Origin of the sequence: Paenibacillus sp. URB8-2 (assembly GCF_013393385.1) — a bacterium.
Taxonomy (GTDB): Bacteria; Bacillota; Bacilli; order Paenibacillales; family Paenibacillaceae; genus Paenibacillus_AQ.
Window position 1 is genome coordinate 3357111 of record NZ_AP023239.1, and the last position, 21169, is coordinate 3378279.

Consider the following 21169-nt stretch of genomic DNA (forward strand, 5'->3'; position numbering starts at 1 on the left):
CCGAAACAGTATTATACCATATAATGGCGTGGCGTACCTATGTTCTCTTTTGTCGGAAAATGCGGCTCTTACTGCGAACGGTTATCGGCCAGCCCCTGGCGAAAATGAAATGATTTGACCCGGCGCAAGACCGGGTTCCAGATAACGATGCAGCGGACAGTTCAGCAGCCTTACGATTCTTGCCCTGCCTTCGTCTAGCGGCTCAACCTGCATGAGAATGCCCTGTACAGTGACTTCAACGTATGAAGGCGGCGCCTGTATCGCTCCCTCCCATACCTGATCAGCGGAAATAACGGAATATAGGATCATTGGGTCAATCCTCCCGTATCGGCAGGCACGCCTCTTAGCGAAATCAGCTCGTTCAATTTGGCCATTGCGGTGCCGATTCCGCCCACTTCGTCCATGAGGCCGAATTTGACGGCATCGTTCCCGCCGACCGCCGTGCCGATGTCCCTGTTGAGTTCTCCCGTCTTAAACATCAGATCCTTGAAGCAATCCACGGAGATCCGGGAATGAGACGTGACGAACCGTACAACCCGCTCCTGCATTTTCTCCATATACTCAAAAGTCTGCGGAACACCGATGACAAGGCCATTCATACGGATGGGATGAATCGTCATCGTGGCGCTTTCCGCTATGATCGAATAGCTGGAGGATACAGCGATAGGCACACCGATGCTGTGGCCTCCCCCCACGACAACCGTTACTGTCGGCTTGGAGATCGAAGCGATCATTTCGGCAATGGCAAGCCCGGCTTCCACATCTCCGCCCACGGTATTCAAAATAATAAGCACACCCTTGACCGCCTTGCTCTGCTCAGCCGCGACCAACTGGGGGATAATGTGTTCATATTTGGTTGTTTTGTTATGCGGTGGCATGACGATATGCCCTTCGATCTGACCAATAATCGTCATGCAATAAATCTCCGGTTCGACAGCCGGGGCGGCCGTTTGTCCGAATTCTTTCACCATGCCGATCGCGGCAGCGGCTTGCTGATTCTCCTGTCCGCCCGGTTCCTCTCCCGCAGGATCCTGCTCTTCATTATAGTTTGATGTCTCGTTAGGTTTATTGCTCTCCATGCTCAGCGCTCCCTTTTTCGCCTGCACTCCAGCTCTGCAGCAAGCGTATGGTAATAAATCACCCGGTTAGTATGACTAAACGCACCCTGGCATTATACAGCCACCCATGAAAGCATGAAGCAAGTCCGAAAAATGCAAAAAAGCCCCTCTCCGCCGGAAACCGTCCAATATTTCCGGCAAGAGAGAGGCTTTATGGAGTTCAACTTCAATTTACAATTAATTACACTTCCATGATGATCGGCAGGATCATCGGTCTGCGGCGGGTTTGCTCATACAGGAAGCGTCCGAGCGCATCCTTGACGCTAGTCTTGAGCGATGCCCATTCGTTGACCTTCTCGCTCATCAGACGCTGCAGCGTGCTTGAAACAATCCGGTTGGCTTCGTCAAGCAGACCTTCCGATTCACGGACATACACGAAGCCGCGCGAAATAATGTCAGGTCCCGAGACAATGGCTCCATTCTGCTTGCTCAGCGTAACGACGACAACGAGAATGCCGTCCTGCGACAGCAGCTTGCGGTCGCGAAGAACGATATTGCCTACATCGCCGACGCCAAGTCCGTCGATCAGCACATTGCCGGAAGTAACCTTTCCGGCTTTGCGGGCCGAACCGCCCAGAATCTCAACGACTTCGCCAAGCTCGGTGATGAAGATGTTGTCCGGGTCGACGCCAACGGATTGCGCCAGCAAAGCGTGTCTGCGCTGCATGCGGTACTCCCCGTGAATCGGAATGAAGAATTTCGGCTTCATCAGGTTGAGCATCAGCTTGAGCTCTTCCTGGCTGCCGTGTCCCGATACGTGCACTCCGGAATTCGAACCGCTATAAATGACGTCCGCTCCAAGACGGAACAGCTCATCTATCGTGCGGCCGATGTACTTCTCATTGCCGGGCACCGGCGTTGCCGCGATGATAACGGTGTCGCCAGGAAGAATGTCCACTTTGCGGTGGCTGGAACGCGCCATCCGTGTCAACGCCGACATCGGTTCGCCTTGGCTACCCGTGCAGAGAACGACTACCCGGTTGGCCGCCATCCGGTTCATTTCTTCCGGCTCAATCAGCATGCCGTCGGGCAGATTCAGATAACCGAGCTCGGAAGCGATGGATACGACGTTAACCATGCTGCGGCCGATTACGGTGATTTTGCGTCCCGTCTGTTCAGCAGCGTTGACGACCTGCTGAATACGGTGCACATTGGATGCAAATGTCGCTACCACCACGCGCTGTTCGGCTTTGCGGAAAATATCCTCAAGTACAATCCCGACATTTTTCTCCGATGGAGTAAAGCCCGGTTTCTCGGCGTTGGTGCTGTCGGACAAGAGCGCGAGAACGCCCCGTTGCCCGATTTCAGCCATCCGGTGCAGATTCGCGAATTGACCATTGACTGGGGTATGGTCAAACTTGAAGTCGCCCGTATGAACCACGTTTCCTTCCGGGGTCTCGATGCATACGCCGACAGAGTCGGGAATGCTGTGGTTGGTTCTGAAGAAAGTAACGACCAGCGAGCTGCCCAGCTTGATCTCCGAATCTTCGTTGATCAGAATGCGCTTCGTTTCGCCGAGCAGGTTCGCTTCTTTCAGCTTATTCTCCACCAGACCGAGCGTCAGCTTCGTTCCGTACACCGGAACGTTCAAATGCTTGAGGACATATGGCAATCCGCCGATATGGTCCTCGTGGCCGTGCGTAAGCACAATGCCTCTTACCTTGTCGCGATTCTCCGTCAAATAGGAAATATCAGGAATAACGATATCAATACCGAGCATATCCTCTTCAGGGAACTTCAGTCCCGAGTCAACGACCACAATGTCGTTGCCGTATTGTACCACGTACATGTTCTTCCCGATTTCCCCGACTCCGCCCAATGCGAAAATCATCAGTTTATCGTTGTTGTTTTTTTTGGACAAATGAATCTAACCCTCCTATTAATGTTGGACGTCATATGTTATTTAAATCAAGAACTTCAATTCTTTAGCGGCACTGAACATATTCAAAAAGCAGAAAATCCCCCCGCTAAGAAGACAAAGGGCGTAAAGGCGCAGAAAATAACCCTAATGAGAGCTTCCCGCCCGCGGGTAGCACATTCCTGTAAGCGAAACAATGCCGTCAAACGTTCAGCCGCGCCCCTCGCGGGTAACGCCTTTATCGATAAAGCACATCCAGATCTGGAAAAATAACCCCATGGCTTCAGACAGACCTTTAGTGCCAACCATGACGGAAGAAATTGCCGCATATTCAATTTTAACCGCACCCAGTCACTTAACAACATTATACATGATATTTTTGTCAAAAGACAAGTCGCGGGTTTAGATAACCGTATTCTTTCCGCAAAACCGGGGCATTATTTCAGGCCGGCTAAAAAACAATACAAAAAACCGGCGCTCATCACGAGAACCGGTTCAATATAGCCTAACAGAATACTCCAATTTCTATAGTACCAACTTTCTGATAAATTCCGCTTCCGCCTCATTCGGCGGGGTCAAGGGAAGTCTGACGGAACCCACTTTGATCCCCCGTAGCTCCAGCGCGTATTTGACGGCGGACGGATTCGGGAGCGGCTGCGGACATTCAAACAATCCCTTAAAAATCGGGAGCAGTTCCCGGTGGTACTGACCGGCGAGATGTACGTTACCCGAGAGATAAGCGGAGATCATATCCGCCATTCTTGTGCCCTCGAGATGGCTTGCCACACTTATAATCCCGTGCCCTCCGACAGCCAAAGCCGGCAGAGCCGAAGCGTCGTCTCCGGAGTAGACATGGAAATCATCCGGACAACCAGCCGCGATCAAGGCGACCTGATCAAGAGACGCGCATTCCTTCGTAGCAACGATATTCGGAATTTCCGCCAGCCTGATCGTTGTATTCGCGCTCATACAAATTCCGGTTCGGCTCGGAACGTTGTACAAAATGAGGGGGAGCTTGGTCTCGGCGGCGATCGCCGAGAAATGGAGGTAAAGTCCCTCCTGGTTTGGCTTGTTGTAATAAGGGACGACCAGCAGCGCGCCGTCGACGCCGATTTTCTCCGCTTTTTGTGTCAGTTCGATCGAGTGCTTAGTGTTATAGGAGCCAGTTCCTGCAATGACCTTGCAGCGTCCGGCGGCTTTTTCAAGAACAAAGGAAAACATTTGCAGCTTCTCTTCATCGCTCAGTGTAGGCGACTCTCCCGTTGTTCCACAGACGACGAGCCCCTCCGACTTCTGCTCTTCAATCAGGTAGTCGACCAGGCGCGAAGCGGCCTCCCAGTCGATCTCCCCCTCCTTGTCATAAGGAGTTACCATGGCTGTTATTAGTCTTCCGAAATCCACCTATATTCCTCCTGTTAACGGTGTAATTCAAACTTGGAATGCAGCGCGCGAAGCGATTGCACCATATCTTCCTTCTTAACCAGTACCCAGATCGTTGTGTTGGAGTCAGCGGATTGCAGGATTTGAATGTTATGAACGCTGAGTGCCTCCACGATGCGGGCCATGATCCCCGGAACGCCATTGATACCGCCACCGATTACGGATACCTTGACGCAGCCGGAAAGGCTCTTTGGACGAAGTCCGATTTCTTGAAGCGCCGCTATTGCTTTTTCCGAATGATTGTCAAAAACAGTATAGACGGCGCTGGTCGGCGTAACATTAATAAAGTCTACACTGATGCCCGCATCTGCCATACTCTTGAATATTTGCAGCTGTACGCCGGTTCCGTTGCCGTCCGGGCAGTCCACGGAAATTTGTGTGATATTGCTGACATAGGCGATGCCGGTAACGAATCGGTCGACAATTCCCGCCTGGACATCCTGAAAGCCTTCCGGATGCGTGACTAGTGTGCCTTCATTCTCCGAAAAGGTGGAGCGGACGCGGACCGGAATCTGCGCCTGCATAGCGATTTCCACAGCACGGGGATGTATAACCTTGGCTCCCTGATAAGCCATGTTGCAAATCTCGGTATAGCTGACATAAGTCAGCGGCTTCGCATCCTCGACGATGCGGGGATCGGCGGTCAGAATGCCGTTGACATCCGTATAGATGTCGACCATATCCGCCCGAAGCGCCGCTCCGAGCGCCGTTGCCGACGTGTCGCTCCCTCCCCGCCCCAGCGTAGTGAAGTCCCCATCTTCCGTCTGACCCTGAAATCCGGTTACGATGACTACCTTCTGCGCGCGCAGCTCACGCAGAATCCGTTCCGGACGGACATCCAGGATTCGCGCGTTGCCGTAGCTGCTATCCGTCAGGAACCCCGCCTGGGCCCCTGTAAGGACTGTCGAAGGAATGCCTTCTCCTTCCAGCAGGCTGCACAGGGTGGTAGCCGAAATAATTTCACCGCAGCACAGCAGTAAATCCTTTTCGCGCTGAGGGAGAGCGTCGCCGTTCTGGGAGACCCAGTCCAGCAGCGTATCCGTCGCATAGGGCTCCCCCTTGCGGCCCATAGCCGAGACTACGATGACCAGGCTGTATCCGCGTTCAAGCTCCCGTTTGACATGGCGGATTACATGTTCCCTGGCCTGCGGGGTGGAAAGCGAGGTCCCGCCGAATTTTTGTATCAAAATGCCCATTCTTAATTCCCCCATTAGTTAACGACAGGCTGCACTATTTCTCAAGAAGAATCCCGGGCACTGCCGGAACTTCGTTCAAAAATTTAGGGAATAAACACGATTGTACCGCCCTCATGCGGAGGACGGCAGCGGTTTAGCCTATTTATGTTCCGAAGCTGCTTACGTATCAACAAGTTGTCGTCATCTGATGCGTATGCAGCTTATGCTGAATGAAACCGTTCGATAATCATCGGCTGCAGCTGGGAGCCTTGAAGCGCCGCATAGCAGGCCTCCGGTATAAGTTCCATACGGGCTACCAATGAATTCGGCTTCTGCACGGGATTATCCTGGCCGAAGGGAACAAAATAAATATTTTTGGTTACCAGGAGCTTCGCAATATTCGCCGCGTTCAAGCCGAGTCCGTCATTGGTCGAAATGGCCAGAACGAGCGGCCGGCCGTTGCGCATTTGAGATTTGGCCGCCATCAGAACCGGTCCGTCCGTCATAGCGTTGGCCAACTTGCTGGTGGTATTGCCTGTGCAGGGTGCTATCGTCAGCACATCCAGCAGCTTCGATGGACCCAGCGGTTCCGCTTCAACAATTGTAGAAATGATATCATTACCCGTTATATCTTTCAACTGTTTTAGCCAATTTTCCGATGTGCCGAACCGGGTGTCCGTTCCAAGCACCGTCGCGGATACGATGGGCACCACGTTTGCCCCCCCTTCGACAAAACGCTTGATCTGGGGCATCACCTCCGCAAAGGTGCAGTGGGAACCGGTGATTGCATAGCCTACCGTTATTCCTTGCCAGTTCATTGTTTATCCCCCTTCACCAAAATCCGTTCCGAAATCGACTGCAGCAGCGCGCCCGCCATAATCATTCCCGCGCTTTTGGGAGCGACGATTCCCGGCAGCCCCGGTGCCAGCATTGCCTTAATACCCCGTTTTTCCGCGTAGCGAAAATCCACTCCGCCGGGCGCTGAAGCCAAATCGACAATGCAGGTGTGCCGGGACATCCGCGAAAGCACCTTTGCGGTAAGAATAAGGCTCGGTATCGTATTGAAAATATAATCGACGTCCATTACATGCTCCAAAAGCTGATCCGTCAAAAACGGACTCCAGCCCATAACCTCCGCCCGGGCGAAATGATCCTGCTTCCTGACGCCCATCGTAACATTAGCGCCAAGACCTTGAAGGCTCTTAGCCATCGTAAACCCGGTCCTGCCCATACCGAGCACCATCGCCCTGGAGCCGTGAATAGTAAAATCGGTATTCTGAATGGCCATAACGAGCGCGCCTTCGGCGGTTGGGATCGAGTTGTAAATGGCGACGTCATCGCGGTCCAGAAGCTCCACTAGCTCCAGTCCGCGCTGCGCGCACAGCCTCTTCAAATATTCTTTAGCCATGCCTGTATAAACCGTGCAGTGCCCTGGCAGCGCCTCAATATGTTCCGCCAGAAGCTGCAGCGGCTCCGTTGAGTACTTTGCGCTGATATTCCCTTCGTCGTCGCAGCCGACGGTCGGCAGCACAAGAACGTCTGCACCACCCAGAAGATCGGCGGACATTTCCCCCAGGCTAACCCCTTCGGTAGGGGAATCCCATTTATCAAATCCGGCAGCGCTCACCGTCGCATCCATTTCCACACATTTGCGAATGACTTCAATTTGTCTTGCGTCCCCGCCCAGGAACACGATCCTGACGCCAGTCAGCATAGGGATGACGCTCCTTTCAACATTACACTGTCGACTATAAGGCATCTTATGCGGGCAAACGCGGATGGGTGAAAGCAAAAAAAGAGCCTGCGCTGGCCGTATAAACGGCCTTCCCGCAAGCTCTATAACTATAAGGTTATGTATCTATCTCCCGGTATGGCCGAAGCCTCCCGCTCCCCGCTCGGTGTCTGTCAGTTCTTCCACTTCCACCATCGTTACGGACGGTACCGCCTGGAAGACCATTTGGGCAATCCGCTCATTTCGGGCGATGACAAAGGGCTCCTGGCCCAGATTGATGAGCAGCACCTTGATCTCCCCACGGTAATCGGCGTCGATTGTGCCCGGCGTGTTCAGGCAGGTGATGCCGTGCTTCAGCGCCAGTCCGCTGCGCGGACGAATCTGCGCCTCCAGCCCGTCCGGCATGGCGAGCGCGATTCCCGTGGGAACAAGCGCCCGCGCCCCGGGCTCAAGCGTCAAATCGCTGCTGACAGCGGCGAAAAGATCGTAGCCCGAGGCCTGCTCCGACATTTTGCGGGGAAGATTTACATCCTCATTGCCCTGAAGCTTGAGAATTTGTACGTAGTAAGACAAGATCATCTCTCCTAACATTGGCTATAGCTTTATCGGAAGACCCGACCATCGCCGCCGCAAGCGGCTCGGCGAACATCCGATCAAGAACCTTATTAACATCATCCATCGTGACTTTCTGAATCTTGGCTATCATTTCGTCCAGCGTGATATGCCGGCCAAGCATTAATTCGTTCTTTCCAAGCCGGTTCATCCGGCTGCTTGTGCTTTCCAGGCTAAGGATCAGACTGCCTTTGAGCTGTTCCTTGCCCTTGTGGATCTCATCTTCGTCCATTCCCTTGACGGCAAGCTCATACAGCATTTCTTTGGTCAGTTCCATTACGTCCTTTGTCTGCTTAGGAGCAGTTCCGGCATAAACGGTAAACAAGCCGCTGTCCGCCTGCGAGCTGTGATAGGAATATACGGAGTAGGCCAGTCCGCGTTTTTCACGGATTTCCTGGAACAACCGTGAGCTCATGCCGCCGCCGACGGCGTTATTGATCAGCACCATTGCATACTGCAGCGGATCGTCATTAGCACAGCCGGGCAGAGACAGGCAAATGTGGTTCTGCTCCGTTTTTTTGCGCCGGAACAATAAATCCCCATGGAAATCGGGCGGGTCCAGCGGACCAGCGTCGCCGTGATCGGCAAACGATCCGAAATACCGCTCCAGCAAATCGCCCACGCTGTCGTCGAAATTGCCGGCAAGGCTGATCACCGTATTCTCGATCGTATATTTTTTCTTCATATAGGCCCTTAGATCATCCGGGGTCATGGCTTCCAGCCGTTCCTTGAGTCCAAGAATGGAGTAGGCTAGCGGATGACTGCCGTAGGCGGCCATCGACATCAGATCATGCACAAGATCGTCCGGTGTATCTTCGTACATGGAGATTTCCTCAAGAATGACGTTCTTTTCTTTTGCCAATTCCTCCGCATCCATCTTCGAACGGAAGAACATGTCGGCCAGCACATCGACGGCGATCGGCAGATGCTCATCCAGCACTTTAGCGTAATAACAGGTGTATTCTTTCGAGGTGAACGCATTGACATTCCCGCCGATGGAGTCGAACCGCTCCGCGATAGCCTTTGCGTCGAACCGGTCGGTACCCTTGAACAGCATATGTTCGATAAAATGGGAAATCCCGTTGTTCTCCTGCGTTTCGTTCCTGGAACCCGTCTTTACCCAGATTCCGAAGGAAACGGACCGGCCTGTCGGGATTTTCTCCATGACTACCCGCAACCCGTTTGATAATACCATTTTTTCCACGTAAAAAGTCCTCCTGCCCTAGCCTTTCGTTTGCCATTTCTATTTACCTGGGCGCCTTATATCCTAACAGAAACGGGAGCTTCACTCAACATCGCTAGGCAGCACGCGTTCCGGCGACAGCGTCTGGCTGACTGTTCCGAGCACCAGTCCCTTGGCCTTGATGCCGCGGATCATTCCGCGCAGCGCCTTGGATGACGAAGAGGTGGGATGCATGAGCACGAGTGTTCCCGGCTCCGCCTTCGCGGTAATTTTGGCAACGACCGATTCCGGAGAGGGATGGCGCCAGTCAACCGTATCAACCGTCCACAGCACCGTCTTCAGCCCCAATTCGCGGGCAATCTCCACGGTCTCCTGGTCAAAATCTCCCGAAGGTGGCGCAAACCACCGGTTATCGACTCCAAGGCTAGATTTCAGGAGCTTCTTCGTTTTGTCGATCTCCATAACAGCGCGCGCCCTGCTGAGCGTACTCATGTTCGGATGCGAATAAGCATGGTTCTCAATTTCATGCCCGCGCTTCTGAATCTCCCTGGCAAGTTCGTTGTTCTTACTCAGCCAACTGCCGTCCAGAAAAAACGTCGCCTTCACATGCTCCTCATCCAAAATGTTCAGCATCGGCACTATGTACTCATTCCCCCATGCGACGTTGATCATCAGCGAGACCATCGGCTTGGCGGGATTGCCCCGGTAAATCGGCTGTGCCCCGAGATCGTCCAGCGAGACGGCAGGCGCGGTCTGTCTGTAAATATATTTAATCGCACTGCCCGCAGGAAGCAGCAGAGCCCGCTTATAGGTCGATTCCACGTCGATCTCCAATCCGTTATAGCCGGGAATGGCCTTCCACACTCGATCCACTCTTGCATTCACCGGCGGGCCGCTGATCTGCGCAGCTTTGGATTCAATGACACTGCGCAGTTCGTTCTCCGTATCTCCGAACGGCTTCAGAACGGCCAGTCCGTCGGAGGTATGCAGTTGCTCCAGCATGTTTTTTACCGGCCCGGCGCTGCTGCCGATTCCAATCACTACAGCCATGCAGGCCAGCACAGCCGCCGTTTTTTCAAGTCTCATCACGACTTCCTCCTACGCGCTTCGCCGACATATGGCCTTCGCTTTTAGCCAAACCGCCGGCCTCTCCAGAGGCCCGGCAGACACTTTCAGCCCTTTGTCCCAGCCTATGAGACAAGACGCCTTATTATGCCTCTGAGCTGCCAGGAACGGATATCCGCCGCGCTGCAGGAGCTGTCTGATGAGAAGGAAAGCTGCTTTAAGCAAAATAACTCCACAAAAGTGGAGTTACAGCTCAAAAAAAGAGCCAGAATTTAAGCTTCTGCCTCTTTTCAAATTTAATGTAACAAATGAGCGTCGATTCCTGTCAAGATCCTAGGCCTTACGCCTTGGCTTCCGCGGTCAATACGGCTTTGCGCGACAGATTCACGCGGCCCTGCTGGTCGATTTCGGTAACTTTTACGGTGATGGTATCGCCGATTGCAACTACGTCTTCCACTTTGCCTACACGATCGGTTGACAGCTGCGAAATATGCACCAAACCGTCTTTGCCTGGTAAAATTTCCACAAAAGCTCCGAATTTCTCGATTCGCTTAACGGTGCCGACATAAATTTCGCCGACTTCAACCTCGCGTACGATGCCTTCGATAATGGAACGCGCCTTTTTAATCATCTCCTCATCCGAAGAAGCGATGAATACGCGGCCGTCCTGCTCGATGTCAATCTTCACGCCGGTCTCTTCGATGATTTTGTTGATGATTTTGCCGCCTGCGCCGATAACGTCGCGGATTTTGTCCGGGTTGATCTGAATGATGATAATTTTGGGCGCATATTGAGAAAGGCTCTCTCTCGGTTTGGAAATGGCCTCCATCATTTTGCTCAAAATAAACATCCGGCCTTCTTTGGCCTGCCCAAGCGCTTCTTGCAGAATTTGACGGTCGATGCCATCGATTTTGATGTCCATTTGAATCGCGGTTACGCCTTCCGCCGTACCTGCCACTTTGAAGTCCATGTCGCCGAGATGGTCTTCCATGCCTTGAATATCGGTCAGGATGGATACATGCTCACCATCTTTGATTAGACCCATCGCCACACCGGCAACCGGGGCTTTAATCGGAACGCCCGCATCCATCATCGCCAGGGTACTAGCGCAAATGCTCGCCTGTGAAGTCGATCCGTTCGATTCCAGCACCTCGGATACGAGGCGGATCGTGTACGGGAATTCGGTTTCGCTTGGAATAACTTTGGACAAGGCGCGTTCACCTAGCGCTCCGTGACCGATTTCGCGGCGCCCAGGCGCTCTCAGCGGACGGGCTTCCCCTACGCTGAACGGCGGGAAGTTATAGTGATGCATGAACCGTTTCGTTTCGGTCAAATCGATGCCGTCGAGAATCTGCACATCGCCGAGCGCGCCGAGCGTACATACGCTGAGGGCCTGCGTCTGGCCGCGGGTGAACAATCCCGAACCGTGGGTGCGCGGCAGCAGCGACGTATCGCAATCAATCGGGCGGATCTCGTTCAGCTTCCGGCCGTCCGGACGAACCTTGTCATGGGTAATCAGACGTCTGACTTCTTCCTTGACGATATCGTGCAGTACTTCCTTCACATCGCCAATCAGCTCAGGCGTTTCGATATACTTCTCCATGAAATATTCTACCGTCTCGTTGCTGATTGCGTCGATTGCATCCTGACGGGCATGCTTCTCGGCAATCTTAACCGCCTCTACCAGCCGCTCCTGAGCATAAGCGCGGACCTCGGCATTCACTTCGGCGTTAACGGCGTGCAGCTTCACGGTCATTTTTTCCTTGCCGGCAATCTGCACCAGCTCTTCAATCTTCGCTACAATGCCACGGATTTCTTCATGCCCGAACATGATCGCTTCCAGCATGATTTCTTCCGGCACTTCATTCGCTTCCGCTTCCACCATCATGATGGCGTCTTTCGTTCCGGCTACAACCAGAAAGATTTCGCTCTCTGCCTGCTGCGCGATCGTCGGGTTGACGATAAACTGACCGTTAATGCGGCCAACCACTACACCGCCGATTGGACCGCTAAACGGCACATCGGAAATGCTGAGCGCAGCGGACGTTCCAATCATAGCCGCGATTTCAGGAGAGCAGTCCTGATCGACGCTCATTACCAGGTTCAGCACCTGCACGTCGTTGCGGAAGCCTTCGGGGAACAACGGACGAATCGGACGGTCTGTCAGACGGCTGGACAAAATCGCTTTTTCACTCGGTCTGCCTTCGCGTTTGATGAAGCCGCCCGGAATTTTACCGACTGCATACAAGCGTTCTTCATAGTTCACGGTAAGCGGAAAAAAGTCCAAATCCTTCGGCTCGCTTGAAGCCGTTACCGTACAGAGTACCGACGTATCGCCGTAACGGACCATAACGGCGGCGTTCGCCTGCTTGGCAAGCCGTCCCGTTTCCAGCACCAGGGTTCTGCCCCCGAGCTGCATTTCTACATGCTTTTCCATAAAGTCCCTCCTTGGATGGCAGCAGACCCGCTCAACCTGTAGCAGGTTCATCTGATCTGCTCAAAATAAAACGGCGTATACTATGATGGGGCTATACGCGCGTTCTCTATGCAATACAAGATAACCCCACAAAGTGAAGCCCTGGGAGTTGAATCACACTCAGGTACTTTGCGGGGACCTCAAAATCTTCAATTGTTAATCAAGGTCCGCATGACCTTTCGCATAGGGGAAAAGAGCTGTTTTTAACGTTCTTAGTGTTCGATCACTGCTAAATTTTTCCCCAATTTTCAAAAAGCAACCCAGTTGTCCCGTTGACGCTTCTTGGAAGCACATACGGTATACAACCAGGCTGCTTTAAGGGTAAACTTATGGATTATTAACGACGCAATCCCAGTTTCTCGATCAAAGCACTGTAACGCTGCACGTCTTTGTTCTTCAAATACGCGAGCAGTTTACGGCGTTGACCTACCATCTTCAGCAATCCGCGGCGGGAATGATGATCCTTCTTGTGCGTACGCAAATGGTCGGTCAGATTAACGATATTCTCCGTGAGGATAGCAATTTGCACCTCTGGAGATCCGGTATCGGATTCATGAGTTTTGTGCTCGTCGATCAGTTGGTGCTTGCGTTCTTGAGTCAATGCCATCCTGTTCACCTCCTTCATTATAATCGCCAGTGGCCTCGTCACCGTCGGTGACACTCGAATGACCAAGCCAAGGTTATGGATGCTGACAATCCAGCAACGTTAATCAGTATAGCACTATATAAAGTAAAAGTAAACGTCGCCGCCGGAAAGATCCGGCAATGCAACAGGTAAGATTTATAAATGCCAAATGCAGAAATAACAAAGATCAATATTCTTGCAAAATCTTCCCGGCTGTCTTCGCATCCTCGCGGATTTGCGCGATCAAGGACTCCACCGAATCGAACCTGTGCTCCGGACGGATAAAAGAAACCAGTTCCACCATCATTTCTTGGCCGTACAAATCTCCGGAAAAATCCAACAGATGAACCTCAAACGTTGGCGTGGTAACTCCTTCGTGAAAGGTCGGTTTCACACCTACATTCATGACTCCGGGCATCGCCTTTCCATTATGGAAAGCACGAACGGCATACACGCCTCTGGACGGTATGACATACCGGTCCTCAAGCTCCAGATTCGCGGTCGGAAACCCGATGGTGCGTCCGCGCTTCTCGCCGTGAGCCACCGTTCCCCGCAGATGGTAGCGCCGGCCGAACCAAAAGTTGACCAGCTCTACTTCCCCACTCTGCAGGCCTTTTCGGATACCGGAGCTGCTCACCTTCACGCCATTCAGCAAGAACGGCGGAACAGTCTCCACTCTCATGGACCCGTTCCCAAGCAAACGCAGCATATCGGCGTCTCCTTCGCCCATATAGCCGAAGCGGAAGTCGAATCCGACAACGGCCGTAGTAATCTTCAGGGGCAGAAGCATTCCGAGCACAAAGTCCCGCGGGCTCACCCGGGAGAGTTCCTCATTAAATTCGATGACGAATAAAATATCGACGCCCATCCCTGCAAGCAGTTCGCTCTTATCGCGGGGGGGAGTCAAATATCCTTCGTAATCCCCTTTTCCCATAACATCTTTAGGGTGAGGATAGAAAGTCATGACCGCTGCCGGCACGCCTTCTTTGCGGGCCAGAGCCACGGCGGAGGAGATGACGCTGACATGCCCTCGGTGCAGGCCGTCGAATTGACCCAAGGCGGCAATCTGGGGCTGCGCCCACTCTGCTGCAGTCTCCGGCGGCATCGGATAGGTTAACGTTACGGTTCTCACGCTGTTTCTCACCTGCACTTCACTTAGTTAAGAAGAAACGGCGGCGCCGCCCTTTAAAGGCGGCGTTCGTTTCTCGAAAAATAAGACAAAAGATATTACCAAGCTTAAACTCATATATTTTAATCCGCTTGGGCAAATACTTTCACGGGAGCGATCGAACCGGTGTCTTCGCATTCGTAAATCCCGAGAAAGCCTCCATGCAGGTCATAGAGCCGAAAGGGACCTTTTTCTTGGACTTCGGGCGTCACAAACCGGGCTGAAAGCCGCTGTCCCTGCAGAGCGGCTGTCTTCTTCTCATCCGCCACTTTATGGGCAGGAAGATGGCGGATGGCCTCATCAGCCGGAATAAGATATTCCTGAAGAGTCCCGTTCGCCCGGCGCTCGCCGATTTCTTCAAGAGACAGGCAGCGGTCCGCCCGGATTCCCGCCGACATCGTGCGTTCGAGCTTGACCATTACGCCGGGCAGCCCCAGCGCACGCCCAATATCGACGCAGAGCGTACGGATATAGGTGCCTTTGGAGCATAGTACCCGGAAAGTAATATCCGGGAATCTGCCGTTCCAGACCATATCCGACATCTCGATCTCGTAAATCTCAACCTGCCGGCTTTTGCGCTCTACCGTTTTGCCCTCGCGGGCCAACTCGTAGAGACGCTTGCCGCCCACCTTGACGGCTGAATACATCGGAGGCGTCTGAGAAATGATCCTCCTGAAAGATTCCAGCGTTCGCTTTACCTCTTCTTCAGTCACCCGTATATCATCCGCCGTTTCCGTCACTGTCCCGGTCAGGTCTTCCGTATCGCTGGACATGCCAAGACGCAATGTGGCGATATATTCTTTAGGAAGCTCTTGAATATATTCGACAATTCGCGTGGCCCGTCCAAGGCAAAGCGGAAGAACGCCGGTAACCTGGGGATCCAGCGTGCCGGCATGTCCGATTCTTTTCATACCGAGCAGGCGCCGTGTCTTGGCAACGACATCATGCGAGGTAAAGCCGGCCGGCTTGTACACCGCCAGAACACCTTCGAGCTCACTCATAGCACCCGTTTGACCTCCTTAAGCACAAGCGAAACCGCTTGGTCCAGAGGCAAATCCAGCTTGGCACCGGCTGCGCGGGTATGCCCCCCGCCTCCGAAAATTTGAGCCAGGGCGGCCACATCCACTTTACCGGCGGAACGAAAACTGACCTTAACCGCCCCGTCGTGAATAACCTTGAACAGCATGCCGACTTCAACTCCCTGGATGTTCCGGGGATAATTGACGATCCCTTCCAAATCCTCGTTGGCAGCGCCGCAGTCAACCATATCCTGATTCGTGATAGAGACCCAGGCGATGTCGCCTTCCGGCGTCAATTGCAGTCCTTCAAGCGCTCTGCTAAGGATTTTCAGCTGTGGCAGCGTCATTTCCTCCAGTAGCGTCTCTGCCAGCTCCGGTCCGTTCACTCCAAGCGATAACAGCTCCGAAGCAATCTCCATCACTTTGGGAGAAGTATTGGCATACCGGAAACCGCCGGTATCGGTCAAAAGGCCGGTATAAACGGCCGTCGCGATATCGGCGTCCCAACGGATGTCGAACTGCTTCAGCAGATCAAATAAAATTTCGGCCGTGGCCGCTGCGTCCGGCTTGATCAGTTGTACCGTCCCGTAGCCGTTGTTCGTCGGATGATGATCGATATTAACAATAGACGCATCCGGCTCAAAATGCCGCTGAGTCTGGCCGACGCGCTGAAAATCGGCACAGTCAACGCATATGACATTGCTGTACATACGCTCTGGAGGGTTTGCCGACATATCGGCAATTTCCCCAGCCTTCCAGAGATACTTCATACGGGTCGGGATTGGCCCTTCGTTCAGCATAGTGTATTTCTTGCCCAGACATGAGAGAAGCCAGCCCACCGCTAGGGTCGAGCTGACTGCATCTCCGTCCGGCTGAATATGCGACACTACAAGATAATCATCGTGATCCAGCAGATACTGACGTGTCTGCCGAAGACTTTGTTCATAGCTCTGCATTCGCCGTCTCCTTTGGTTATTCCTGACTCTCGTCCTGCTTGCCGATTTCGCCAAGCAGCTTCTCAATCCGGCTGCCATAGGCTACGGATTCGTCGAATTTGAAGATCAGCTCCGGCGTATGCCGGAGGCGGATCGCCTTGCCAAGCTCGGAACGCAGAAAGCCGTTCGCTTTCTCGATCGCCTTAAGCGATGCGCTCTTCTGCTCATCGTCTCCGAAAACGCTAAGGTATACTTTCGCTTGGGAAAGGTCATTGGTAACATCGACGCCGGTAACCGTAACGAACCCGACCCGGGGGTCTTTAAGCTCGCCTTGAATCAATCGGCTGAGTTCCTTCTTGATCTGTTCTCCTACGCGTCCGGCTCTTATTTTAGACATGTTCATTCACCTCTTTAGGTTAGCGCTCTACGGTTTCCATGATAAACGCTTCGATGGTGTCGCCTTCCTGGAGATCATTGTAACGTTCCAAAGTAATACCGCACTCATAACCCTGCGCTACTTCCTTGGCATCGTCCTTAAAGCGTTTCAGGGAGTCGATCTTGCCTTCGAACACGACGATGCCGCCGCGGATCAGGCGAGTCTCCGCATTGCGGGCGATTTTGCCGTCGGTAACCATACAGCCGGCAACTGCACCCACTTTGCTGATTTTGAACACACTGCGCACCTCGGCATGGCCGATAACGTTCTCCTTGAATATCGGGTCCAGCATTCCCTTCATTGCCTGTTCGATTTCCTCGATCACGTTGTAAATGATGTTGTGCAGACGCACATCGACCTTCTCCTGCTCGGCGGCAGCCTTCGTCTGGGCATCCGGGCGAACGTTAAAACCGATGACAATCGCGTTGGAAGCAGCTGCAAGCGTAATATCGGATTCCGTAATCGCGCCTGCTCCGCTGTGGATAATCTTAACGCGCACGCCTTCCACTTCGATCTTGGCCAGGGACCCTTTAAGAGCCTCGACCGAGCCTTGAACGTCGGCCTTGATAATGACGTTGAGGTCTTTGATCTCGCCTTCTTTGATGTGCTTGAACAGATCGTCCAGCGTTACGCGGCTGTTCGTGTTCAGCTCCGATTGGCGCTGGGTAATCGCCCGTCTGTCGGCGATGTGACGCGCTTTCCGCTCGTCTTCGAATACCATGAACGGATCGCCCGCCTGCGGAACTTCCGTCAGACCTGTAATCTCGATCGGCGTGGAAGGACCGGCTTCCTTCAGACGGCGGCCCTTGTCGCTCACCATGACCCGTACGCGTCCGAAGCAGTTGCCCACTACAAAGGCGTCTCCCACCTTCAACGTTCCGTTCTGAACGAGAATGCGGGCTACCGGACCGCGGCTCTTGTCCAGCTCGGCTTCAATCACGGTACCGCGTGCCCGTTTATCAGGGTTCGCCTTGTACTCGTTCACTTCCGCGACGAGCAGGATCATTTCAAGCAGATCCTCAAGACCGATGCGCTGCTTGGCGGAAACATTAACGAAAATGGTATCGCCGCCCCACTCTTCAGGGACAAGCTCATAATTGGTCAGTTCCTGCTTCACTCTGTCCGGGTCCGCGCCCGGCTTGTCGATCTTGTTAACAGCGACGATGATTGGCAGACCCGCAGCCTTGGCATGGTTGATGGCCTCAACCGTTTGCGGCATGACGCCGTCGTCAGCCGCTACGACGATAATCGTAATATCGGTAACCTGCGCTCCGCGGGCACGCATCGCCGTAAACGCTTCGTGACCCGGAGTATCGAGGAACGTAATTTTCTTATGGTTGATTTCGACCTGGTAAGCGCCGATATGCTGTGTAATGCCGCCTGCTTCGCCGCCGGTTACGTTCGTTGAACGAATGGCGTCAAGCAGCGTTGTCTTACCGTGGTCGACGTGACCCATAATGGTAACGACCGGAGGACGTGTCTGCAGATCTTCGGGAGCATCGTTCTCTTCGACGGTTTCAAAGCGGTCTTCCTCGACCGGTATCTTCACTTCGACTTCAACGCCGAATTCACCGGCAAGCAATTGAATAGTCTCGATATCCAGTTCCTGGTTGATCGTAGCCATAACGCCCATCAGAATCAACTTCTTGATTACTTCTGAAGCGTCCTTGTGAAGCAGCTTTGCTGTTTCTCCGACGGTCATGTTGCCGCGGACGATAATTTTCTTCGGCGTGTTGTCGATTTTCTCGCGGCGCTCAACCGGCTGCTGGTTTCTGCCTCCACGGTGGTTCTTGCCGCCGCGTCCGTTGTTCCGGAAATTGCCGCCTTTGCCATCCTCGAACCGTCTCTGGTTGCCGCCCTGCCGATTCTTGGAGTTCCGGTCTCCGCCGCGGGAGGAATCTCCGCCTTGCCCTTGCGGACGGGATTGTGGTGCTCCGCCCTGGCCTTGCGGACGATTCCCGCCGCTGCCGAATCCGCCTGGCCGCTGGCCGCCTTGGCCCTGCGGGCGAGCTTCACCCTGACGGGGAGCTCCGCCTTGACCTTGCGGACGGGATTGTGGTGCTCCTCCCTGACCTTGCGGACGGGATTGAGATGCTCCCCCCTGACCTTGCGGGCGGGATTGAGATGTTCCTCCCTGACCTTGCGGACGTCCACCTGGTCGCGGCGCTCCACCTTGACCCTGCGGGCGCTGTTGCCCGGAGCCGGTCTGATTTCTGCGGGAATCCTGCCCGCTTTGTGGTCTTGACGACATTGTCGATGAGTTATTATTTGGTTTGTTCATACCTACCTGCTTTTCCGTTTGATTTTTATTTGCGCTGTGCGCTTCTATCGTTGCCGTAGCTGTCTGGGCAGGGCGGCTTGCGCCGTCATTTTCCCGTTTGGCCGCGGCATTTGACTTAATATCCTTAAAGAACTGCTCCACCTTCGATACGGAGTCATTTTCCATAACGCTCATATGATTATTCACCGGAACGTTCAGGCGTTTCAAAATCGTGATAATCTCTTTGCTGCTCATATTAAGCGATTTGGCGTATTCGTAAACCCGCAGTTTATCTTTGCTGTCTTGTTTAGTCAATAATACCACCTCCGACATTATCCCCCAGTTGCTTGGAGATCATTTCTGCGAATCCTTTGTCCGTAATGGCCAGCACGACGCGTCCATCCTTACCGATAGAAGCGCCCAGGCTGTCACGGCTGAATTCGACCACCAGCGGAATATTGTAACTTCCGCATTTGTCGCGGAATTTCTTCTGCGTATTGTCCGAAGCGTCTCCCGCCAAGAGAACCAGCTTCGCCTCTGCCGAACGGACCGCTTTCAGCACAGACTCTTCGCCGGTAACCACTTTCCCCGCACGCATGGCCAGCCCAAGATTTGAGAGAGCCTTACTCATCGTCCGAAGCTTCCTTTGCCGCAAGGAACTGCTCTTCCACGGATACGAAATCCCTGGCGAGTTGCTCGTATATTTCCTGACTCACCGGAACCTTCAATGCCCGGTCCAGGGCCTTGGTCTTCTGAGCCAGCTTGAAGCATTCCAGCTTGCCGCAAATATACGCTCCGCGTCCCGACTTCTTCCCGGTAAGATCAATCAAGACCTCGCCTCCGGGCGTCCTTACAATGCGGATAAGTTCCTTCTTGGGCATCATTTCCTGACTGGCGACGCATTTGCGCAGCGGCACTTTTTTCTGTTTCATCGTTAGCCACCCGCCCCTCGTTATTAATCTATGGAGACGGAATCCTGATGCATTTCGTCGCTGGACGTTCTAGGTCTGCCGAATTCCTGCTCCGCCTGGCTTTCGCTCTTGATATCGATTTTCCATCCGGTCAGCTTCGCGGCCAAGCGGGCGTTCTGCCCTTTAATGCCGATGGCCAGCGACAACTGATAGTCGGGAACGATGACACGCGCCATTTTTTCCGCTTCGAACACTTGAACTTCAAGTACTTTGGAAGGACTGAGCGCATTGGCTACATATTCTTCCACCGATTCGGAAAAACGCACGATGTCAATTTTCTCGCCGCGCAGCTCGGTGACGATCGTCTGCACGCGCATCCCTCTCGGGCCTACGCAGGAGCCGACGGGATCGACTTCCGGATTACGCGAGTATACCGCAATTTTGGAACGGAACCCCGCTTCACGGGCTACGGAGCGGATCTCAACGACGCCGTCGAAAATTTCCGGCACCTCAAGCTCGAACAGTCGTTTCAAAAGCCCCGGATGACTGCGGGAAAGCAAAATTTGCGGCCCCTTGGTTGTATTCTCCACCTTGGTAATATAGGCCTTGATACGCTCACCGTGCTTGAACTTTTCGCCCGGCATCAGCTCGTTCAGCGGAAGCACCGCTTCTATTTTTCCCAGATCGATGTAAACGTTGCGAAGGTCCTGACGCTGCACGATTCCGGTAACGATATCTTCTTCCTTGTCGATAAAAGCGTTGTAAATCAGTCCCCGCTCGGCTTCGCGGATGCGTTGGGTGACGACCTGCTTGGCCGTCTGGGCGGCGATGCGTCCGAAGTCTCTCGGCGTAACTTCAAGCTCGGCCACATCCTCCAGTTGAAAATGCGGGTTGATCTCGCGCGCTGCAGGCAGTGAAATCTCAGTGCGGGAATCGAGCACCTCTTCCACGATCAGCTTGCGGGCAAACACTTTGATAACTCCCGTGTTGCGGTTCATATCCACCCGAACATTCTGCGCCGCGTTGAAATTGCGTTTATAGCTGGAGATCAGCGCAGCCTCAATGGCTTCAAACAGCACATCCTTGCTGATGCCTTTCTCTCTCTCCAGTTCATTCATAGCTTCAATAAAATCCATACTCATGAAAAATCCGGTCC

General features: G+C 53.5%; 20 protein-coding genes. All 20 read right to left on the bottom strand.

Annotated features, from left to right (window positions below; all coding sequences use genetic code 11):
- Nucleotides 1-81: 81 nt before the first annotated feature.
- A complete protein-coding gene (locus PUR_RS15375) occupies nucleotides 82-309 on the bottom strand; it encodes a YlzJ-like family protein (RefSeq protein ID WP_179036003.1) in 228 nt (75 codons plus the stop codon).
- Nucleotides 306-1079: a ClpP family protease gene (locus tag PUR_RS15380; RefSeq protein ID WP_179036004.1), complete on the bottom strand. Its 774-nt coding sequence runs from the start codon at nucleotides 1077-1079 to the stop codon at nucleotides 306-308. Before PUR_RS15380 ends, PUR_RS15375 begins: the two co-directional genes overlap by 4 nt.
- Nucleotides 1080-1299: 220 nt before the next feature.
- Nucleotides 1300-2979, bottom strand: coding sequence for a ribonuclease J (locus PUR_RS15385; RefSeq protein ID WP_179036005.1), 1680 nt, complete (start codon nucleotides 2977-2979; stop codon nucleotides 1300-1302).
- A gap of 522 nt (nucleotides 2980-3501) precedes the next feature.
- Nucleotides 3502-4377 carry a 4-hydroxy-tetrahydrodipicolinate synthase gene (dapA, locus tag PUR_RS15390; protein WP_179036006.1) on the bottom strand — a complete coding sequence of 292 codons (876 nt, stop codon included), beginning with the start codon at nucleotides 4375-4377 and terminating at the stop codon, nucleotides 3502-3504.
- A 14-nt stretch (nucleotides 4378-4391) separates the two neighbouring features.
- Complete coding sequence (dapG, locus tag PUR_RS15395) at nucleotides 4392-5612, bottom strand: aspartate kinase (protein WP_179036007.1); 1221 nt, start codon at nucleotides 5610-5612, stop codon at nucleotides 4392-4394.
- Nucleotides 5613-5812: 200 nt separating this feature from the next.
- Complete coding sequence (locus PUR_RS15400) at nucleotides 5813-6409, bottom strand: dipicolinate synthase subunit B (RefSeq protein WP_179036008.1); 597 nt, start codon at nucleotides 6407-6409, stop codon at nucleotides 5813-5815.
- The gene (gene dpsA / locus PUR_RS15405) at nucleotides 6406-7305 is read right to left on the bottom strand and encodes a dipicolinate synthase subunit DpsA (protein ID WP_179036009.1); all 900 of its coding nucleotides are present in this window, start codon (nucleotides 7303-7305) and stop codon (nucleotides 6406-6408) included. Before dpsA ends, PUR_RS15400 begins: the two co-directional genes overlap by 4 nt.
- 144 nt (nucleotides 7306-7449) lie before the next feature.
- On the bottom strand, nucleotides 7450-7896 hold the full coding sequence (dut, locus tag PUR_RS15410) for a dUTP diphosphatase (RefSeq protein ID WP_179036010.1): 447 nt from the start codon (nucleotides 7894-7896) through the stop codon (nucleotides 7450-7452).
- Nucleotides 7856-9139 (bottom strand): M16 family metallopeptidase, encoded by a 1284-nt coding sequence (locus tag PUR_RS15415; protein WP_179036011.1) that lies wholly within the window; start codon nucleotides 9137-9139, stop codon nucleotides 7856-7858. Before PUR_RS15415 ends, dut begins: the two co-directional genes overlap by 41 nt.
- A gap of 81 nt (nucleotides 9140-9220) precedes the next feature.
- Nucleotides 9221-10204 carry a polysaccharide deacetylase family protein gene (locus PUR_RS15420; protein ID WP_179036012.1) on the bottom strand — a complete coding sequence of 328 codons (984 nt, stop codon included), beginning with the start codon at nucleotides 10202-10204 and terminating at the stop codon, nucleotides 9221-9223.
- Between the two features lie 319 nt (nucleotides 10205-10523).
- A complete protein-coding gene (pnp, locus tag PUR_RS15425) occupies nucleotides 10524-12620 on the bottom strand; it encodes a polyribonucleotide nucleotidyltransferase (protein WP_179036013.1) in 2097 nt (698 codons plus the stop codon).
- Nucleotides 12621-12996: 376 nt separating this feature from the next.
- Nucleotides 12997-13266, bottom strand: coding sequence for a 30S ribosomal protein S15 (gene rpsO, locus PUR_RS15430; protein ID WP_025690244.1), 270 nt, complete (start codon nucleotides 13264-13266; stop codon nucleotides 12997-12999).
- A 205-nt stretch (nucleotides 13267-13471) separates the two neighbouring features.
- Entirely contained in the window at nucleotides 13472-14416 is a 945-nt protein-coding gene (locus PUR_RS15435; RefSeq protein WP_179036014.1) for a bifunctional riboflavin kinase/FAD synthetase, read from the bottom strand.
- A gap of 119 nt (nucleotides 14417-14535) precedes the next feature.
- On the bottom strand, nucleotides 14536-15453 hold the full coding sequence (gene truB, locus PUR_RS15440) for a tRNA pseudouridine(55) synthase TruB (RefSeq protein WP_179036015.1): 918 nt from the start codon (nucleotides 15451-15453) through the stop codon (nucleotides 14536-14538).
- Complete coding sequence (locus tag PUR_RS15445) at nucleotides 15450-16427, bottom strand: DHH family phosphoesterase (RefSeq protein WP_179036016.1); 978 nt, start codon at nucleotides 16425-16427, stop codon at nucleotides 15450-15452. The genes truB and PUR_RS15445 overlap by 4 nt, the downstream gene beginning before the upstream one ends.
- Before the next feature lie 16 nt (nucleotides 16428-16443).
- On the bottom strand, nucleotides 16444-16803 hold the full coding sequence (gene rbfA, locus PUR_RS15450) for a 30S ribosome-binding factor RbfA (RefSeq protein WP_179036017.1): 360 nt from the start codon (nucleotides 16801-16803) through the stop codon (nucleotides 16444-16446).
- Between the two features lie 19 nt (nucleotides 16804-16822).
- Nucleotides 16823-19417 (bottom strand): translation initiation factor IF-2, encoded by a 2595-nt coding sequence (gene infB, locus PUR_RS15455; protein WP_179036018.1) that lies wholly within the window; start codon nucleotides 19415-19417, stop codon nucleotides 16823-16825.
- A complete protein-coding gene (locus PUR_RS15460) occupies nucleotides 19410-19733 on the bottom strand; it encodes a YlxQ family RNA-binding protein (RefSeq protein ID WP_179036019.1) in 324 nt (107 codons plus the stop codon). The genes infB and PUR_RS15460 overlap by 8 nt, the downstream gene beginning before the upstream one ends.
- Complete coding sequence (rnpM, locus tag PUR_RS15465) at nucleotides 19726-20034, bottom strand: RNase P modulator RnpM (RefSeq protein ID WP_124693825.1); 309 nt, start codon at nucleotides 20032-20034, stop codon at nucleotides 19726-19728. The genes PUR_RS15460 and rnpM overlap by 8 nt, the downstream gene beginning before the upstream one ends.
- Before the next feature lie 23 nt (nucleotides 20035-20057).
- Nucleotides 20058-21155 carry a transcription termination factor NusA gene (nusA, locus tag PUR_RS15470; RefSeq protein ID WP_124693824.1) on the bottom strand — a complete coding sequence of 366 codons (1098 nt, stop codon included), beginning with the start codon at nucleotides 21153-21155 and terminating at the stop codon, nucleotides 20058-20060.
- Nucleotides 21156-21169: the final 14 nt, after the last annotated feature.

What these genes read in the sequence shown, in the direction of transcription:
- PUR_RS15420 (WP_179036012.1), bottom strand. Translation starts at nt 10,204, where the DNA reads ATGAGACTTGAAAAAACGGCGGCTGTGCTGGCCTGCATGGCTGTAGTG.
- rbfA (WP_179036017.1), bottom strand. Translation starts at nt 16,803, where the DNA reads ATGTCTAAAATAAGAGCCGGACGCGTAGGAGAACAGATCAAGAAGGAA.
- PUR_RS15375 (WP_179036003.1), bottom strand. Translation starts at nt 309, where the DNA reads ATGATCCTATATTCCGTTATTTCCGCTGATCAGGTATGGGAGGGAGCG.
- PUR_RS15380 (WP_179036004.1), bottom strand. Translation starts at nt 1,079, where the DNA reads ATGGAGAGCAATAAACCTAACGAGACATCAAACTATAATGAAGAGCAG.
- rpsO (WP_025690244.1), bottom strand. Translation starts at nt 13,266, where the DNA reads ATGGCATTGACTCAAGAACGCAAGCACCAACTGATCGACGAGCACAAA.
- PUR_RS15400 (WP_179036008.1), bottom strand. Translation starts at nt 6,409, where the DNA reads ATGAACTGGCAAGGAATAACGGTAGGCTATGCAATCACCGGTTCCCAC.
- nusA (WP_124693824.1), bottom strand. Translation starts at nt 21,155, where the DNA reads ATGAGTATGGATTTTATTGAAGCTATGAATGAACTGGAGAGAGAGAAA.
- rnpM (WP_124693825.1), bottom strand. Translation starts at nt 20,034, where the DNA reads ATGAAACAGAAAAAAGTGCCGCTGCGCAAATGCGTCGCCAGTCAGGAA.
- PUR_RS15460 (WP_179036019.1), bottom strand. Translation starts at nt 19,733, where the DNA reads ATGAGTAAGGCTCTCTCAAATCTTGGGCTGGCCATGCGTGCGGGGAAA.
- dpsA (WP_179036009.1), bottom strand. Translation starts at nt 7,305, where the DNA reads ATGCTGACTGGCGTCAGGATCGTGTTCCTGGGCGGGGACGCAAGACAA.
- dapG (WP_179036007.1), bottom strand. Translation starts at nt 5,612, where the DNA reads ATGGGCATTTTGATACAAAAATTCGGCGGGACCTCGCTTTCCACCCCG.
- PUR_RS15445 (WP_179036016.1), bottom strand. Translation starts at nt 16,427, where the DNA reads ATGCAGAGCTATGAACAAAGTCTTCGGCAGACACGTCAGTATCTGCTG.
- pnp (WP_179036013.1), bottom strand. Translation starts at nt 12,620, where the DNA reads ATGGAAAAGCATGTAGAAATGCAGCTCGGGGGCAGAACCCTGGTGCTG.
- truB (WP_179036015.1), bottom strand. Translation starts at nt 15,453, where the DNA reads ATGAGTGAGCTCGAAGGTGTTCTGGCGGTGTACAAGCCGGCCGGCTTT.